This is a genomic window from Umezawaea tangerina (assembly GCF_003002815.1).
GTDB lineage: Bacteria > Actinomycetota > Actinomycetes > Mycobacteriales > Pseudonocardiaceae > Umezawaea > Umezawaea tangerina.
In genome coordinates, this window is sequence record NZ_PVTF01000013.1 from 122,587 (window position 1) to 139,388 (window position 16,802).

Genomic DNA, 16,802 nt, shown 5'->3' on the forward strand with positions numbered 1-16,802 from the left:
GTCCGGCGGCGGGGTGGGGGTTCTCGCAGGTGCGGGCCTTCGCTGGGCCTCCTGGTTCACGGAATGGTGACCAGGATGCAACAGGACGTGAACTGAACGCAATAACTTGACTGGATGACGTAATTTTGCGACTGCCCGGCTGGCGGGTGCGCTCCTCCGTTCGCCGTCGCGAAAATTGTCGGACCCCGTCGGTAGCTTCCGTGCCATGCCGACCGCGTCCTCCGCCACGCCCTTCGCCGACCGCTCCGACTTCGACCGAGCACGACGTGCTGGTGCAGCGGGATGACCACGAACCTCGACCAGGGAGCCTCGCTCTGCCTGTCGTCCCCATCTAGCGCGGACGGCGGGCAGAGCGGGCGGTCGCCGGTCGGGGATCCTGGTCGACAGACTGGCCTCGTCGCAGCGGCGGACAGCCCGTCCCGCCCCCGTGTGGTCGTCTCGGTCGTGGCGACCGCGGACGGGCGGGTCGCGCTGAACCGCGCGGAGCGGCTGCTGGACGAGGCCGTGAATCGGCGGTGGAGTGGTGCGTGGCCCGCTGACGCCGCACAGTTGGTGGCGGCGCGGTCGGCCGCGATCGAGCGGCGGCACCACCCGACCGTCGTCCTGGAGGGCAGCGGCACCTTCGTGGGGGACCACGAGGAACCGCCGCCCCTGCCGTCGACCACGGCGCCCGCCGCGGAGCTGCGAACGGACTTCCTCCCGTTCCGCACCCCGCGGTGGTTCGTCGTGGTCGACGGCCGAGGACGGATGAGGTGGACCCGCAAGGGCGACGCGGAGACCAGCCTGCTGGTCCTCGTCTGCGGGTCCACGCCCCTGCCGTACCTGGCCTACCTGCGCGCGGAGCGGATCCCGTACCTCGTCGCGGGCACCGCGCGGGTCGACCTGGCGGCCGCGCTGGGCAGGCTGAGGTCGGAGCTGGGCGCCGGGTGCGTCGTGTCGCAGGCGGGCGGTGGCCTCAACGGCGCACTGCTGCGCGCGGGCCTGGTCGACGAGCTGCACGTGGTGACCATCCCGGCGCTGGTGGGCGGGCTGGGCACACCGTCCGTCGTGGACGGGCCGCCGCTCGCACTGGGGGAGGCACCGGTGCGGCTGCGCACGGTCGACGTCGTGGTGGGTGACCACGGCACCGTCTGGGCGCACTACGAGGTCTCCGGCTGATGCGATGATCCCCGCCGTGCAACGACTGGCGGAGTTCGTCGAAGCGGAGGTCGCGGCCGACCGGCTGCCCGGCGCGGTGGTGGGGGTCGTGCACCGCGGGCGCGAGGTCTTCTTCGAGGCGTTCGGCTTCCGGGACAGGGCGAGGGGAGTCGCGATGACGACCGACTCCCTGTTCTGGGTCGCGTCGATGAGCAAGCCGATCACCGCGGCGGCCGCACTGCTGCTGGTAGAACGCGGCAGGCTGGCGCTGGGCGACCCGATCGGCGCCTACCTGCCCCAGTTCGCTGGCCGGTCCGTGCAGCCGACGGTCCTCGACCTGCTCCGGCACACCGCGGGCATGCCCGAGGGGCTGCTCGGCGACTCGCCGGTGCACGAGCTCTACGCGGACGCCGTCGGCGACGGGATGACGGACCTGACCGGCGCGGAGTTCGTCGACCGGCTCAGCCGCTTGCCGCTGCTGCACGTACCGGGCGCGGTGTGGCACTACGGCTGGGGCGTCGACCTCGTGGGGCTGATCATCGAGTCGCTGGTGGGCACGTCGCTGGGCGACTTCCTGCGCGACGAGGTGTGCGGGCCGCTCGGCATGACCGACACGACCTTCGGCGTCCCGGACGGGCACCGCGACCGGTTCGCCCGCCCGTCGCCGCCGCACGTGCTGCCCGACCTGTCGGTAGCGCGGTTCCACTCCGGTGGCGCGGGTCTGGTGAGCACGGCGGGGGACTACCTGCGCTTCGTCCGGATGCTGCTGGCCAAGGGCGAACCGCTGCTGGGCCGCAAGACCGTGGAGTACATGCTGTCCGACCAGCTCGCCCCCGGCACCGACACCAGCCGCCTGGAGCGGCCCGGCTGGAACCCCGGCCACGGCTTCGGCATCGGGCTCGCGGTCCGGCGGCGGGTCGGCGGCGTCCCCGTCCCCGGATCGGTGGGCGAGGTGACCTGGCCGGGTGCGGGCGGCACCACGTGGTGGGCCGACCCGAGCGAGGACCTCGGCGTCGTCGTGATGGCGCACACCACGGCCGACATCGAGCCCCGGATCCAGGGCACTCGTGCTCGGCTCCCTGCCGTAGCCGCGTCCGACCTGATGCGGCACCACCCCGCCTGCCGACAACGTCCCGGCACGCGGCGGCGTGCGGACACGGGGCCGCACACCACCGCGTGGCGAGGTCAGACCTGGTTCTCGCCGCCGTCGACGTACAGGTTGGCGCCGATGACGAAGCTGCTGTCCGCGGAGGCGAGGAACGCCACGGCGGCGGCGACCTCCGCCGGGTCGCCGACCCGGCCGATGGCGATCGAGGCGCCCGCCTGGGCGGTGAAGTCGGCGTAGTTCTCCTCGCCGACGAGCTCGGAGACCCCCGAGGTGCCGATCGGTCCCGGTGAGATCGCGTTGACGCGGATGCCGCGGCCCGCGAGCTCGTTGGCCCAGGTGCGCGCGAACGAGCGGACGGCGGCCTTGGACGCCGCGTACGCGCCGAACGCCGCCCGACCGTTGTCGGCGGCGGTGGAGGCGTTCAGGATGACCGATGCGCCCTCGTTGAGCAGGGGCAACGCCTTCTGCACGGTCAGCACCGTGCCCTTGACGTTGACGCCGAAGATCTGGTCGTAGTCCTCCTCGGCGAGGTCCTCCAGCGTCGCGAACGAGGCGGTGGCCGCGTTGGCGAACAGCACGTCGAGGCCTTGGCCGCGCTCGCGGACCGCGTCGTAGAGCCGGTCGAGGTCGGCCGGGTCGGTGATGTCGCCGGGCACCGAGGTGACGCCGGGGCCGATGAGCTCGACCGCCTCGTCCAGCTCGGCCTTGCGCCTGCCGGTGATGAACACGTGCGCCCCCTCGGCGACCAGCCGCTTGGCGGTGGCCCGACCGATTCCCCGCGTGCCGCCGCCGGTGACGACGGCGGTCTTGCCTTCCAGCTGCCCCATGCTTCCTACCTCCGTGAACTTTCGTACCGAACGGTACCGAAAGCGACCGTAGCACTTCCGGACCGTTCGGTGCGGAAGGGGTAGGCTCGGTGCCGTGGACACCAACCGGAAGGCGCCGATAGGCAGACCGAGGGGGTTCGACGTCGACGAGGCCCTCGAGCGCGCCGTGGTGGTCTTCTGGGAGCGGGGCTACGAGGGCGCCAGCCTCACCGACCTCACCGACGCCATGGGCATCACCCGGACCAGCATGTACGCGGCCTTCGGCAACAAGGAGGAGCTGTTCCGCAAGGCGTTGGAGCGCTACACCGAGGGGCCTGCCGCCTACGGTGCCCGAGCCCTGGAGGAGCCGACCTCCGAAGCCGTCGCCACCGCCCTGCTGAACGGCTCGGTCCGGGCCGCCACCAGGCCCGGTTTCCCCGCGGGGTGCCTGGGCGTCCAGGGCTCGCTGGCCGCGGGTGATCCCGGCCGGGCCGCCCGCGACGCGCTGATCGACTGGCGCAACGTCGGCTGGAGCCGCCTCGACGAGCGGTTCCAGCGGGCGGTGGACGAGGGGGACCTGCCCCCGCACGCCGACGCCGGGGTGCTCGCGCGGTACGTCATGACCGTGGCGAACGGCATCGCCGTCCAGGCCGCCAGCGGCGCGACCCGTGAGCAGCTCCAGCCCGTGGCCGACGCGGCACTGCGGAACTGGCCGCCCGTCTGAGCGTCCCGGTCGGACCTACGATCGGGTTCCACCCCGCCCGGTCGTGGGCGGGTCGAGGAAGTCGGGGTGCCCCATGACGACGTTGGCGGACGCGGCCGCGCTGTGCCGGGCGGACGAAGGGCTCGCGGTGGTCTCCACGCTGAGCGCGGACGGCGGGATCCAGTCGACGATGGTGAACGCGGCGTTCACCCGGCACCCGCTCGACGACACCGAGGTGGTCGCCTTCGTGACCTACGGCCGGGTGAAGCTCGCGAACCTGCGGGCCAGGCCGCGGATCAGCGTGACGGTCAAGTCCAGCTGGCAGTGGGCGTCGGTCGAGGGCGAGGCCGAGATCGTCGGGCCCGACGACCCGGACGAGCGGATCGACGCCGAGCGGTACCGGCTGCTGCTGCGGGAGGTGTACACCGCGGCGGGCGGTGTCCACGACGACTGGGAGGCCTACGACCGGGTGATGGCCGAGCAGCGCCGGGCGGTGGTGTTCGTGCGGCCCCTGCGGGTCTACAGCAACCGGTGACCCACGCCTCCACTGGTTGACTATCTCCATGAACTGCTCAATCATTTAACTGAGCAACTCAAGCATGTGGGATGGAGCCGTGGTGGACCGGAGTGGTGTCGTGCTGGTGGAACGGACGTCGGTGCGGGTGGACGGTCGGGACCGGACGTTCACGGTGGTGAGCCCGCACGAGGTCGTGCCGGGCGCGCCGGTCGTGCTCCTGTTCCACGGCTCCAACCAGACGGCGGAGGTCATGCGGGCGTTCGCGGGCGGGACGCTCGACCGGTTCGCCGAGCACGGCGGCGCCGTCGTGGCCTACCTCGACGGGTACCGGAGGAACTGGAACGACGCTCGCGTGTCCTCGGCGTTCCCCGCCCGCCGGGACGGCGTCGACGACGTCGCCTTCACGCGCGCGGTGGTCGCACACCTGCGGGAGCGGTTCGCCGCGGACCCGGCGCAGGTGCACGCCGTCGGGTTCTCGGCGGGCGGCGCGATGGTGATCCGGCTCCTGCACGAGGCCCCGGCGCTGCTCGCCGGTGCGGGGCTCATCGGGGCGACCCAGCCGGAGCCCGCGAACCTCATGGCGTTCGACGTCGAGCCCGAACCCGTGCCGGTCGTGCTGTTCCACGGCACCAAGGACCCGCTCGTGCCCTACGACGGCGGCATGGCCAGCCTGTGGGGGTTCCGGCCGCGCGGCCTCGGCCTCTCGGCGCGGGCGACCGCCGCGTACTTCGCCGCCCGCAACGGCATCACCGCCGAGCCGGTGTCGCACGACCTCGGCCACGGGCCCGAGGACGCGAGGACGACCGTCGAGCGGACCGACTACCGGCAGGACGGCCGGTCACCCGTCGCGCTCTACACCGTCCACGGCGGCGGCCACGTGATCCCGAACCCGAAGAAGGCGGTGCGGATCATGGGCCGGTCCACCCGCAACCTCGTCGCGGCCGACGCGCTCGGCGAGTTCTTCGGCCTCAAGACCGGCTGACGGTCAGCGCACCGCCTCCGCGGGCCGCTCCGCCGCGGGGGCGGCGCGCCTGCCGGAGGCGGCCATGACCGCGAGGACGACCAGCAGCAGGGCCGACACGACCAGCACCGGACCGTTCGTGCCCCGCCAGCCGAGCAGCAGGAACACCGTGCTCGCGCTCACCGACGCCGCGACGCTGCTCAGCGACGTGAGGCCCTCGGCGACCGCCTGGATCCGGCCGCCGCGGCCGGGCGGGTAGCAGCGGACCAGGAACGCGGTGCCCGCCAGGTAGAGGAAGTTCCACCCGACGCCGTTGAGCGCCAGGCCGACCAGGAAGTTGACGAACGCCTCGCCCGCGAGCCCGACCAGCGACCCGACCAGGAACAGGGCGGTGCCGATGGCGCTGGTCCACCACGGCCCGATCCGGCTCAGCACGGCGCCGCTGACCACGGCGGGCGCGAACATCCCGACCAGGTGCCACTGGATGATCGCCGCGCCCAGGCTCTCGGAGTGCCCGGCGTGCTGGCTGCCCAGCGGACCGACCGCCATGATCATGGTCATCAGCGCCCCGGACCCGGCCAGCGCGAGCAGGGCGGCCACGAAGTCCTTCGACCGCCGCACCCGCGCGAGCGGCACCGGCTCGGGCTTCTCGGCCTCGACGTCCGGGCGCACTTTCCCGGCCCGCAGCGCGAGCAGGAGCGGCACGTTGGCCAGCGCGTACACGCCGACCATGAGGTAGGCGCCCGCGTACCGGGCGCCGAGGAGGTCGGAGCTGAGGGTGGCGACGAACGGGCCCGCGAACGCCGCGACCAGCCCGCCGTAGAGGATGAACGACAGCGCCCGCTCGCGCTGCCCGTCCGGCGCGCGGTCGGCGGCCATGTACCGGATGTACCCGCCGGTCGACCGGTACGCCCCGACCAGCCCGGTGCCCACGCAGAGCAGCCAGAACGAGTGGGTGGACACCGCCGCCACCGACAGCCCCGCCCCGGCCACGGCGGTCACCGCGCCGCCGACCATGACCGCGATGTAGCCGAACCGGGCGGCCAGCAGCCCGGCGGCGACCGAGCACAGCGTGCCCACGACGGTGATCGCGGCCAGCGGGAGCGTCGCCAGCGCCGGTGTCGGCGCCAGCGACAGGCCGACGATCGCGGTCAGCGTCAGGTCGATGCTGACACCCATGAAGTAGAACGCCTGGCACACCACCAGCAGCCAGGTGCTGCGCCCCACCCTGAACCAGTCCCCGCCCACCGCGTCCCCCGGATCGTCCTCGCCCCTCCCGAAGACCCTTCCACGTCACTCGGACGGGTGATTCGCGGGGGCTTGGTCCGCGTGCTGTGCTGGCGGCCTCCGAGCACAGTGGACGGTGGCCCGATGAGCAGCGCCGGATTCCTCAGCACCCCCGAACCCGACGAGGCGGCGCGGCGCCTGTTCGACGAGGACGTCGCCGACGTCGGGTACGTCATGAACGCGTCCAGGCTGTGGGCCTACCAGCCGGCGACCATGACCGGCCTCTTCGACCTGCTCGGCGAGACGGCGCACGGCCTCACCTTCCGGCAGCGCGCGGTCATCGTCTCGGCCTGCGCGTCCGCGCACGGCGACTCCTACTGCTCGCTGGCCTGGGGCAGCAGGCTGGCAGGCGCCACCGACGCCGAGACGGCGGCAGGCGTGCTGCGCGGTGACGACGGGGGACTGACCGACGCCGAGCGGGCGCTGGCCGCGTGGGTCCGCAAGGTCGTCCGCGATCCGAACAGGACGACCGAGTCCGACGTGCGGGCGTTGCGGGACAACGGCTTCACCGACCGGGAGGTCTTCGCCGTCACGGCGTTCACCGCGCTGCGGTTGGCGTTCTCCACCGTCAACGACGCGCTCGGCGCCCGTCCCGACGCCGCGTTCCGCACCAGTGCGCCCGCGGCCGTCCTCGACGCCGTCACGTTCGGCCGCCCCCTCGACGACGCGTGACCGCGAGTACCCTCCTCCGATGACACCACGTGCACGGACCCGCGGGTGAGCGCCCGGTTCGAGGAGCTCGACTGGCGCCCCACGCCCCTGGGCGAGCTGGTCCTGCGCCGCAGGCGCGACCCGGTGGACGGCAAGGACATCCACGAGATCAAGCTCGGCGGCGAGTTCCTGATGTCCAGCCTCTTCACCGTCGCCGAGGAGGAGCTGTCCCGCCTGGCGCTCGCGGAGCTGCCCGGTACCGACCTCGACGTCGTCGTGGGCGGCCTCGGTCTCGGCTACACCGCCCTCACCGTGCTGGAGCACCCGGCCGTCGGGTCCCTGACCGTGATCGACGCACTCGGCGAGGTGATCGAGTGGCACGAGCGCGGCCTCATCCCGGCGGGCACCACGCTGACCGCCGACCCGCGCTGCGCCCTGGTCAACGGCGACTTCTTCGCCCTCATGCGGTCCCCGGAGGGCCTGGTCCCGGCCGATCCCGGCCACCGCTTCCACGCGATCGTCGTGGACATCGACCACTCGCCGAGGCACCTGCTCCACCCGGACAACGCCGACTTCTACGAACCCGCCGGGCTGCGCCGCATCGCGGCCCTCCTGCACCCCGGCGGGGTCTTCGCGCTCTGGTCCAACGACCCGCCGGACGACGAGTTCACCACCGCGCTCGGCGGCGCGTTCGTCGACGTGCGGGCCGAGGTCGTCAGCTTCCCCAACCCGTTGCAGGACCGCGAGGCCACGAACACGGTCTACCTGGCCAAGGTGCCCTGAGGGCAGACTGCGGGGCATGACCACGTCGAAACCGAAGTCGGACCTCCACCGCTACCTGCAGACCGGGCGCGACGCGCTGGTGTGGAAGCTGCAGGGCCTGTCCGAGTACGACGTCCGCCGCCCGCTCACCCCGACCGGCACGAACCTGCTCGGGCTCGTCAAGCACGTGGCGAGCTGCGAGCTGGGGTACTTCGGCGACACCTTCGGGCGGCCCTCCGGCGAACCGCTGCCGTGGTACGAGGAGGGCGCGGAGACCAACGCGGACATGTGGGCCACGCCGGACGAGTCCCGCGAGGACGTGGTGGGGCTCTACCACCGGGCGTGGGCGCACGCCGACGCGACCATCGAGGCCCTGGACCTCGACGCCCCAGGCCGGGTGCCGCACTGGCCGGACCACCGCGCCGACGTCACATTGCACCAGGTCCTCGTCCACATGATCGCCGAGACCCACCGGCACGCCGGGCACGCGGACCTCGTCCGCGAGCTCGTCGACGGGGCGGCCGGACTGCTGCAGGGCAACGACAACATGCCGCCCGAGGACCAGGCGTGGTGGGCGGACTACCGCGCCAGGCTGGAACACGCGGCGAAGCGGGCCGACGGCCGCTGACCCGCCGTCCCGGCACGCCGCGGCCGGCAGGCGGAACGGGTGCCGGGGCGGAGCCGGTCCACCTCTCCCGCGGCGGACCGCCACGTCGGCGGGCCCACCGCGGGGGTGCACCGGGCCCACCCCGGCGGACCGCCGGTGCCGCGGGGGCGGGAAGCCCTCGCGGCACCGGGACCCTAGGGCGTGTGTCGAAGTCCGTGTTCGCGGTAGCCGGGCCTCAGGCGCGACTCCCATCGAACGAGACTTCGACACACGCCCTAGGAGACGGGCTCGATCCAGATGTTGCGGAACCGCGGGTTCTCACCGGCGTCGCCGTGGTCCTGCAACCTGATGGGACCGGGCGAGGCCTCCTCGGGGGAGCTGTCGCCGGTGGTCCCGTTGATCTCGATGTTGTCGTGCACCACCGTGCCGTTCCACACGACGGTCACGCGGGCGTTGTCGGTCTTGGTGCCCGCGCTGTCGTAGCGGGCCGCCCGGAACGTGACGTCGTAGGTCTGCCACGTCAGCGGCGCGGTCGCCATGTTCCGGTCCGGGGCCTTCTTGGTGTAGATCGCCCCGGCCTCGTCGTTGGCGAGGGTCGTGTCCCCGAAGGAGTCCAGGACCTGCAGCTCGTACCGCTCCTGGAGGTACACGCCGCTGTTGCCGCGCGCCTGCCCGGTGACCTCGGCCGGGTAGTTCGGCTCGTACCACTCGACGTGCAGGCGGAAGTCGCCGAACTTCTGCTTGGTCCGGATGTCGCCGCCGTTGGACTCCATCGAACCGCCCGACACCGGCCAGGTCGCGGCGCCGCCCGCGCGTTTCTCCCAGGCGTTCAGGTCGGTCCCGCCGAAGAGCTGGATCCGCTGCACCGCGGTGACGGTGATGCTGTCCAGGTTCACGTTGCCCGCGTCGGCGTCGTCGAACCGGTACGCGACGGTGTTGGCGCCCGCGTTGAGGGTCACCGTCTCCGGCTGCGCCAACCACGTGTCCCAGTTCGTGGTGCCGGCGAGCCGGACCTGCCTGATCCTGGTGCCGTTGACGTACACGCTCAACGACTTGGCCCCCGGTGCCGGGTCGGGGCCGTTGGAGTAGCGCAGGGCCACGTTGTAGGCGCCCGCCGTGGGGGCGTTCACCGAGAACGTCGTGGTGGCGCCCTTGTTCCAGTAGCCGTCGACGAATCCGGTCGCCGAGTAGCCGGCGTGGTTGGTGTTGATCCCGGCGCCACCGCTGAGCGCGGCGCGCTCGGCCTCGTAGGTCACCGCCGTCGGCACGCCGCCGACCTGCGAGTTGAGCGTGTACCAGGCTTCCGTGCTCCACAGCGGCGTCCCGGCCTCGGAGGAGAACGGGCGCGGCGAGCGGACGTGCACGACGCGGCCCGCCAGCAGACCGGGGATCTGCAGCGTGACCGTCTTGCGGTCGGCGGACACGGTCGCGGAGCTCACCGACAGGGTCTGCTCGTCGACCTTGGGGCCGCCGTAGGCGACGGTCGGCGTGTAGCGCCACTGCCTGACCTGGTACTTGTTGACCAGGTCCTGCACGGTCGCGGCCGACAGCGGCTGGGTGTACTCCAGCTGGAACCCGCCCGCCACCGCCCGCATCGCCAGGATGTCGAACGCGGTGGTGCCGTTCGGGGTCAGCTTCTGCAGGCCGTAGGCGAGCTTGCCGGGCTGGCCCCAGTTGCCGCCGCCGTCGATGCCGCCGGTGTAGATCGCGCCGTCGGGACCGACGCTGATGCGGCTCACGCCGGACTCGAGGCCCTGCGTCATCCGGAAGACGGCGCCCTGGTACTCGCCGTTGACCTTCTCCATGAACACCCGCTGCAGACCGCCGTAGGTCACGTCGCCGTAGACCATCTGACCGGCGAACGGGCCCTGCGTGAGCTGCACCGGGTTGCTCGGCGAGTTCGCGATCTCGTTGTGCGGCAACCACACCACCGGTGCGGTGACCGGCTGCGAGTCGAACGGGCCCGCCGGGTTCGTGTAGTGGTTGAAGAACCTGTTCTGCTTGACCCGCACCAGCTTCGACGCGGGCAGCCAGCCGCCCTGGTTGTCGGTGACGAAGACGTCGCCCTCGGGACCCCACCCGATGCCGTGCGGGGTCCGCAGACCACCGGCCACGTAGGACACCGCGCCGGTGTTCTTGTCGATCTTCAGCGAGGTGCCGCGGTTGGCCGCGGGCTGCGGGTCGGTCGTCGCGCCGCCCAGGTTGATGGCCACGGACAGGTTCAGGTAGAAGAAGCCGTCCTTGTACAGCAGCCCGAACGCGAACTCGTGGAAGTTCCCGGAGAACGGCCACGTCGCGACGGTCCGGTAGCTGTCGGTCACCCAGTCGCCGTTGGTGTCGTTCAGCTCCACGAGCCGGTTCTTCTCCGACACGTACAGCTTCCCGTCGACGTACTTGATCCCCATCGGCTCCTTGAGCCCGTTGGCGATCCGCTGCGTCTGCACCCGCGACGGGTCCGTGCCGCCCGTCGCGTTGGTGACCAGGTACACCTCGCCGACCGTCTTGTCCGAACCGCCCCAGGTCGCGATGGCCAGCCTGCCGTCGGGCAGCCAGTCCATCCCGGTGACCTGCGGCTGGAAACCGCTGGGCCGCAGGTCGGTGAGGGTGAAGCCGGGGTAGACGCCGTCGAGCGGGAGGCCGTCGCCGGGGGAGTCGGTACCGCCGACGCAGTCCTTCTTGCCCGGCGCGGTCACCCGCACCACACCGGCGTCCGTGCTGAGCACCGACGCGGGCACCAGCACGAAGCCCGACGAGCCGGGAGGCTGCCAGTCCAGGGTGATCTGCTGACCGCCCACGTTCTCGAACTGCTCGATCCGCAGCGAGTGGTACCCCGTGGCGAGGGTGACCGTCCCGGTCACCGCGGTGGGACCGTGCAGACCGTCGTTGTCGATCACGATGGTGCCGTCGACCGACAACCGCGACCCGTCGTCGCTGGTCAGCCGGAACTGGTAGGAGCCTGCGGTGGTGATGTTGATGTTGCCGGTCACCTCGGACACGAAGTAGTCCTCGATGCCGAACTCGCCCGAGGTGGACCAGTTGATCGTCGACATCAGCTTGTCGACGTTGGGCGTCTGGCCGGTCTTGAGCGTGCACAGCCGGCTCATGGCGGTCTGCAGGTCGAAGACCCGCAGCGTGACTCCGGGTTCCTGGGGCGGGACGGCGGCGTGCGCGGTTCTGGGGACGACCAGACCGAGCAGCGCCGTGAGCAGGACTACCAGCAGGGAGAGCGGCCGACCGAGTGGTCGGGCGCGTGTAGCGGCACAAGGAAGCATCGTCGCTCCTCAAGGGAAGGCAGGGATCGCCGCGGCCAGGCTGAAGTTACGAATACTTTCGCTGGAAGTCAACGAAAGTCGGTTGGATCTGGCACAAAGTTGCGGCAAACGGGGCATGCGGAACCGAGGGAGTTCGGCTACCCAGTGAACTAAAAGGCAGGTGCCGGTTCAGGCACCTGAACGGGAGGGCCGCTCGGTCGCCCTCGGCTCCGGTGTCGGAGTGCTTCGCGCTCGCCGGGGTCGGGTGGTCACGGGTGGGCGAGCAGGGCGCGGGGGAGGGTCTCGGCGAGCCAGGCCTCGGACTCGTCGAGCGACCAGCCGAGGTCGTCGGTGCGGATGAAGTACGCCGAGTTGCACAGGTGCAGCCAGAACAGGTCGGTCGCCCGGTCGACGTCGACGTCCTCGCGGAGCGCTCCCATCTCGGCCAGGCGCCCGGCGGCGTAGCCGAGTCCGCCGCGCATGCTCTCGTGGGCGATGCGCTGGGTCTCCCGCACGGTCGGCTCCTGCGGGGCCGCGGCGGCGACCTGGCGCATCAGGTCGGCCCACCGCTCGAACGTCACCCTGGTGGCCCGGACCATGAACAGGACCAGCTCGCGGGGCTCCTCGATCGCCTTCATCGTGGCGAGGATCCCGGCGATGTCCTCGGCCGTCGTGCCGGACTCGATCAGCGTGCGCAGCAGGCCGTGCTTGCCGCCGCCGACCGCGTACACCGTCGCGGGCGCGACCCGCGCCGTCCGGGCGATCTCCTCGACCTTGGTGCCGAAGTACCCCTGGCGCACGAACAGCTCGCGGGCCGCGTCGAGGATCGCCTGGCGCGTGGCCTGCGCGTATTCGGCGCGCCTGAGGACAGGGGTCGCTTCTTCCGGACGAGGGGCCACGCGGTGGATCTTAGCTGCTAGGGTTCATCAGAGTTGACTCTGACGAATCAACCCGACTCCGACGAGTCGACCGCGGTGTGCCGGGAGGCGCCGCCCGCCGCACCGCCCCCATCCGTTCGCGTCGCGTGGTCGACGCACGTCATCCAGGGCTGGCAACAACAATGCGAATGCTCTTCAGCGGAGTTCCCTCGGCCGGTCACGTCCTCCCGATGATGCCGATCGCGGACGCCGCCGGAACGGCCGGGATCGAGACGGCGATGCTGACCTCGGGCGCGCTGGCGCCGATGGTCGCGCCCATGCGCCTGCTGCCCGCCGGACCGTCCACGGAGGACCTGATCGCCGAGACCATCGCGCGGACCGGCTCCGACCCCGCCCAGCCGGGTCCCGGCGCGGTGGAGATGTTCGCCGGTGTCCGGGTCGCCCTGAGCTTCGACGAGGCGCTGCGCCAGGCCGAGGAGTTCGGGCCGGACCTGCTGGTGTGCGAGGAGTTCGACTACGTCGGCCCGATGGTCGCCGCCGCGCTGGGCGTCCCGTGGGCCGCGCACGGCATCTCCGGCGCCGTGCCCGAGGTGCTGCTGGACGCCATGCGGGAGCGCTACTCCCGCGAGTACGACAGCCGTTCGCTCGCGCAGGTGCCCAGGATCGCCGTCGTCGACCCGTACCCGGACGTCCTGCGCTCGCCCGGCGAGCTGCCCGCCGCCGACCGGATCACCCTGCGACCGGTGCCCAACGCGCACGGTCCGGAGCGGACCCCTTGGCAGGCCGTCGAGTCCGACCTCCCGCACGCGCTCGTCACGGTCGGCACCACGGTCCTGGACGACGCCGCGCTGTCCGCGCTCGCGTCGTCGGTCGCCGCCGCGGGCTTCGCCGTGACCGTCACGGCACAACCGCACCAGCTGGCCGCGGACGTCGACCGCGACCGGGTGCGCCCGGTCGGCTTCGTCCCCCTCGCCGAGCTCCTGCCCACCGTCGACCTGGTCGTCACGGCGGGTGGCACCGGCACGCTCCTCGCCGCCCTGTCCCACGGCCTGCCCATGGTCGTGCGCCCCTTCCTCGCCGATCAGCCGTGGAACGCCACCCGGCTCGCCGACCTCGGCGCGGGCATCACCGTCGACGACCCGGCCGAGGCGGGCGACGCCGCCCGGCGCCTGGTGGACGACCCGAAGTACCGCGAGGCGGCACGGGCCGCCGCGGCGGAGCTCGCGTCCATGAGCTCGCCGGAGGCGGCACTTCGCCAACTCCTCACCCGTGCGGGCCTTGCCGTGGACTGACCCACCGCGCTCCGGGCGCCGGTCGACCACTGCGGTCGACCGGCGCCCGAGTGTCAGGGGTCCCGGAGGGTTCCGGGCGTGCGGGCACCGCGCCATGATCGGGGAAGCGCTTCCCCGACCGGTGCCGAGCCCTGCCCCCTGCACACGAGGAGTCGAACCACCATGGACACACCTGCACGCGAGGCGTACACACGACGGCAGATCCTCGGCACCGCGGTCGGCGCGGGAGCGGTCGTGGTGCTCGGAACCGGCACCGCGGTGGGACAGCCCGGTGGGCAGGCTCCCGTGGTGGCGGGGATCGAGCCGTACGAGCCGCTGCACGGCGGTGCGGCGAGCGGACCCGCCGTGCCCGCCTCGCCCGACCCGCTCGTCCGGTACCGGTGGGACGACCCGGTGGCGGCGGACGCGCTCCAGGTGTACTCGCTGCGTCCGGTGGCCGTGCGGGTCGACACCCCCGCCTCCTTCGGCGACGCGGCGTCCGCGACCACGGGGAGGTGCGCCGTCGCGGTCCTGGGCACGGGGTCGATCCGGTTCGACTTCGGCGTGGAGAGCCCGGCGTGGCTGGAGATCGACTCGCCGGACCTCTCCGGGGCCGTGGAGATGAGCATCAGCGAGTACAACGAGCCCGGCGTCGTGTCGCCGGGCCCGGCGCACCCGGTCAAGACGGCCACCCCGGTCCGGTACGGCGGCACGTACCGGCTGGAGCTGAACGCGGAGCTCTACGAGGGCGTCCGGTTCGGGTGGGTCCACGTCCGGGCGTTCGACAAGCCCTGGCGGATCACCGCGGTCCGCGTCGTGTGCCAGGCGAAACCGGTCAACTACAACGGTTCCTTCGACTGCAGCGACCCGATGTTGACCCGGATCTGGTACACCGGCGCCTACATCGTCCGCGCCGGGTTCCTGGCCGGTGCCATGTCGGCGATCCTGATGGACCGCGGCGACCGGTTCGCCTGGGCGGGGGACTGCAACCCGATGCAGTCCGCGGCGCTCGTGGCGTTCGGGAACTGGGACTACGTCAAGAAGAACATCGCCGAGATGGTGAACGCCCACTACGACATCGAGAGCTACGCGCTGTACTGGGTGCTGAGCCTGCTCGAGTACCACCTGCACACCGGGGACGCGGCCACGCTCACGTCGTACCTGGACACCGTGACGGCCCGGCTCGACCACGGCGATGCCGTCTACGCCGACCCGACGATCACCTTCTACGGGTGGGACGAGCGGCTCGGCGCCGGGTTCGAGGCGGGTGACCGGCCGGAGACCAAGCAGGCGTACCGGATGCTGTTCATCAGGACCTGTAGGGAGTTCGCCGACGCGGCCGCCTCGCTGGGCCGGGCCGACCTCGCCGACCGGTACCGGTCCGTCGCCGACCGCAGGACCGCCGAGCTCCACGCCGACCCGGACTGGTCCACGCGGTTCGGCCTGCACTCGCTGGCCGACGCCGTCAACGCGGGCTGCGTGCCCCGCGAGGACCAGGAGCGGATCACCCGCGCCGAGTTCTCCGACCGGCTCAACCGGTTGTCGTTCTCGCCGTTCAACCAGTTCTACGTGCTGCAGGCGATGGGGCGCCTGGGATCGCACGACGACGCGCTCGTCACGGTCGGCGACACCTGGGGCCGTCAGATCGACTACGGCGGCACCACGTTCTTCGAGGTGTTCCGGCCGGACTGGCTCGACGTCCTCGGCCCGAACGACCCCGTCCCCAACAGCCAGTCCGGCTGGACGAGCCTCGCGCACCCGTGGGGCGCGGGCGTGACGTCGTGGCTCAGCGGCGAGGTCCTGGGCATCAGGCCGACCTCGCCGGGGTTCGCGACCGTCGACGTGTTCCCGCACCTCGGCCGGACGCTGACCTGGGTCGCGGGCAGCGTGCCGACCCCGACGGGCAAGGTGAGCGTGCGCCTGGACGTGCGGACCGGGCGCGGCGAGGTGGTCGTCCCGGCCGGGTCCGTCGGCCGGGTGGGCATCCCGTCGGCGGACCGGGGCATCGGGTCCGTCCGGGTCGACGGGCGCGTCGCCCGGCCCGGCGCGCGGCCTCCCGCCGGTGTCGCGAACGTCGTGCAGGACGGTGGGACCGTCGTCTTGGAGGGAGTGCGACCGGGCAGGTACCGGCTGGAGGTCGAGTACCGCCGGCCGGCCCCGCCCGCGTTCGAGGCCGGGTCGCTGGACTACCCGATGCGGTTCGTCGGGCGGGACACCACGACCTCCGGCGACTGGGGAGGTGTGCACGGTCGCGACGGGTACGTGCTGTTCGACTACGACACCCCCGGGCGGCACCGCACGTCGTTGCCGTCCTACGTCACGTCGGTGGTGCCCACGCGCGACGGGGGCGGCGGTGGCTTCGGCAACTGCCTGGACTGCGTCTGGGAGGTCGGCACCCAGGACCGCCGCGCCCTCGCCCCGGACCGCTCCAACAGCGGCCCCCGCAACGCCGGGTGCCTCTACACCGCGACCCCGCAGGCACCGGGGATGACCATGTCCCTCGACCTGACCGTCGCGCCCGGCAGCGCGTACCGGTTGGCGCTGTACTTCGTCGACTGGGACTCCACCGCGCGCCGGTCCCTCGTGGAGGTCTTCGACCACGACACCCGCAAGCGGGTGGTGCCGGTGCAGCTGGTCGACGCCTACCACGGTGGCCAGTACCTGGTCTTCGACTGCGACCGGTCGCTGCGGATCAGGATCGCCCACGTCCGCGGTGACAACGCCGTGCTCAGCGGCCTGTTCTTCGACCCGGCGGGCCGGTAGGACCGTCCGGTGCGGCGGGAGGTGTGAGGCGTGGCGCGCCCCTCCCGCCGCACCGGACGTCGACCTCCGCGCCGGGTTCCGGCAGCACCCCGGCGAGGTC

The 16,802-nt window shown here is 72.3% G+C and carries 13 protein-coding genes and 1 pseudogene; 10 read left to right on the forward strand and 4 right to left on the reverse strand.

What is annotated here, in order from left to right; genetic code table 11:
• The first annotated feature begins 282 nt into the window (after positions 1-282).
• Entirely contained in the window at positions 283-1,158 is an 876-nt protein-coding gene (locus tag CLV43_RS36125) for a RibD family protein (protein ID WP_106193210.1), read from the forward strand.
• Between the two features lie 4 nt (positions 1,159-1,162).
• Positions 1,163-2,209, forward strand: a pseudogene (locus tag CLV43_RS49720) (serine hydrolase domain-containing protein); the annotation flags it as partial.
• 113 nt (positions 2,210-2,322) lie between these two features.
• On the opposite strand, the gene CLV43_RS36135 reads toward CLV43_RS49720, so the two are convergent.
• A complete protein-coding gene (locus CLV43_RS36135; RefSeq protein ID WP_106193213.1) occupies positions 2,323-3,072 on the reverse strand; it encodes an SDR family NAD(P)-dependent oxidoreductase in 750 nt (249 codons plus the stop codon).
• A 94-nt stretch (positions 3,073-3,166) separates the two neighbouring features.
• Here CLV43_RS36135 and CLV43_RS36140 point away from each other — a divergent pair, with 94 nt between their 5' ends.
• From CLV43_RS36140 to CLV43_RS36150, 3 genes are all read left to right on the forward strand, one after another.
• Entirely contained in the window at positions 3,167-3,775 is a 609-nt protein-coding gene (locus CLV43_RS36140) for a TetR/AcrR family transcriptional regulator (RefSeq protein ID WP_106193215.1), read from the forward strand.
• Between the two features lie 73 nt (positions 3,776-3,848).
• Positions 3,849-4,289: a TIGR03618 family F420-dependent PPOX class oxidoreductase gene (locus CLV43_RS36145; RefSeq protein WP_106193216.1), complete on the forward strand. Its 441-nt coding sequence runs from the start codon at positions 3,849-3,851 to the stop codon at positions 4,287-4,289.
• An 82-nt stretch (positions 4,290-4,371) separates the two neighbouring features.
• Complete coding sequence (locus tag CLV43_RS36150) at positions 4,372-5,253, forward strand: CE1 family esterase (RefSeq protein WP_245887222.1); 882 nt, start codon at positions 4,372-4,374, stop codon at positions 5,251-5,253.
• Between the two features lie 3 nt (positions 5,254-5,256).
• Here CLV43_RS36150 and CLV43_RS36155 read toward each other — a convergent pair whose 3' ends face one another.
• Positions 5,257-6,459 (reverse strand): MFS transporter, encoded by a 1,203-nt coding sequence (locus CLV43_RS36155; protein WP_146175032.1) that lies wholly within the window; start codon positions 6,457-6,459, stop codon positions 5,257-5,259.
• Positions 6,460-6,603: 144 nt separating this feature from the next.
• Between CLV43_RS36155 and CLV43_RS36160 the strand changes: the two genes are divergently transcribed.
• The 3 genes from CLV43_RS36160 to CLV43_RS36170 are packed head-to-tail and all read left to right on the forward strand — an operon-like array spanning position 6,604 to position 8,560.
• On the forward strand, positions 6,604-7,191 hold the full coding sequence (locus CLV43_RS36160) for a carboxymuconolactone decarboxylase family protein (protein ID WP_106193221.1): 588 nt from the start codon (positions 6,604-6,606) through the stop codon (positions 7,189-7,191).
• A gap of 45 nt (positions 7,192-7,236) precedes the next feature.
• Positions 7,237-7,953 (forward strand): spermidine synthase family protein, encoded by a 717-nt coding sequence (locus CLV43_RS36165; RefSeq protein ID WP_106193223.1) that lies wholly within the window; start codon positions 7,237-7,239, stop codon positions 7,951-7,953.
• A 16-nt stretch (positions 7,954-7,969) separates the two neighbouring features.
• Positions 7,970-8,560 (forward strand): DinB family protein, encoded by a 591-nt coding sequence (locus CLV43_RS36170; protein WP_106193224.1) that lies wholly within the window; start codon positions 7,970-7,972, stop codon positions 8,558-8,560.
• A 254-nt stretch (positions 8,561-8,814) separates the two neighbouring features.
• On the opposite strand, the gene CLV43_RS36175 is transcribed toward CLV43_RS36170, so the two are convergent.
• Positions 8,815-11,811, reverse strand: a complete 2,997-nt coding sequence (locus CLV43_RS36175) for a 3-keto-alpha-glucoside-1,2-lyase-like domain-containing protein (RefSeq protein WP_106193226.1) — start codon at positions 11,809-11,811, stop codon at positions 8,815-8,817.
• Between the two features lie 248 nt (positions 11,812-12,059).
• Positions 12,060-12,689: a TetR/AcrR family transcriptional regulator gene (locus tag CLV43_RS36180; RefSeq protein WP_211304715.1), complete on the reverse strand. Its 630-nt coding sequence runs from the start codon at positions 12,687-12,689 to the stop codon at positions 12,060-12,062.
• 209 nt (positions 12,690-12,898) lie between these two features.
• On the opposite strand from CLV43_RS36180, the gene CLV43_RS36185 reads away from it, so the two are divergent.
• Both CLV43_RS36185 and CLV43_RS36190 read left to right on the forward strand, forming a co-directional pair.
• Entirely contained in the window at positions 12,899-13,960 is a 1,062-nt protein-coding gene (locus CLV43_RS36185; protein ID WP_170156166.1) for a glycosyltransferase, read from the forward strand.
• Between the two features lie 162 nt (positions 13,961-14,122).
• On the forward strand, positions 14,123-16,702 hold the full coding sequence (locus tag CLV43_RS36190) for an alpha-L-rhamnosidase C-terminal domain-containing protein (protein WP_106193230.1): 2,580 nt from the start codon (positions 14,123-14,125) through the stop codon (positions 16,700-16,702).
• Positions 16,703-16,802 lie beyond the last annotated feature (100 nt).

What these genes read in the sequence shown, in the direction of transcription:
- CLV43_RS36160 (WP_106193221.1), top strand. Translation starts at nt 6,604, where the DNA reads ATGAGCAGCGCCGGATTCCTCAGCACCCCCGAACCCGACGAGGCGGCG.
- CLV43_RS36170 (WP_106193224.1), top strand. Translation starts at nt 7,970, where the DNA reads ATGACCACGTCGAAACCGAAGTCGGACCTCCACCGCTACCTGCAGACC.
- CLV43_RS36135 (WP_106193213.1), bottom strand. Translation starts at nt 3,072, where the DNA reads ATGGGGCAGCTGGAAGGCAAGACCGCCGTCGTCACCGGCGGCGGCACG.
- CLV43_RS36175 (WP_106193226.1), bottom strand. Translation starts at nt 11,811, where the DNA reads ATGCTTCCTTGTGCCGCTACACGCGCCCGACCACTCGGTCGGCCGCTC.
- CLV43_RS36185 (WP_170156166.1), top strand. Translation starts at nt 12,899, where the DNA reads ATGATGCCGATCGCGGACGCCGCCGGAACGGCCGGGATCGAGACGGCG.
- CLV43_RS36145 (WP_106193216.1), top strand. Translation starts at nt 3,849, where the DNA reads ATGACGACGTTGGCGGACGCGGCCGCGCTGTGCCGGGCGGACGAAGGG.
- CLV43_RS36190 (WP_106193230.1), top strand. Translation starts at nt 14,123, where the DNA reads ATGGACACACCTGCACGCGAGGCGTACACACGACGGCAGATCCTCGGC.
- CLV43_RS36125 (WP_106193210.1), top strand. Translation starts at nt 283, where the DNA reads ATGACCACGAACCTCGACCAGGGAGCCTCGCTCTGCCTGTCGTCCCCA.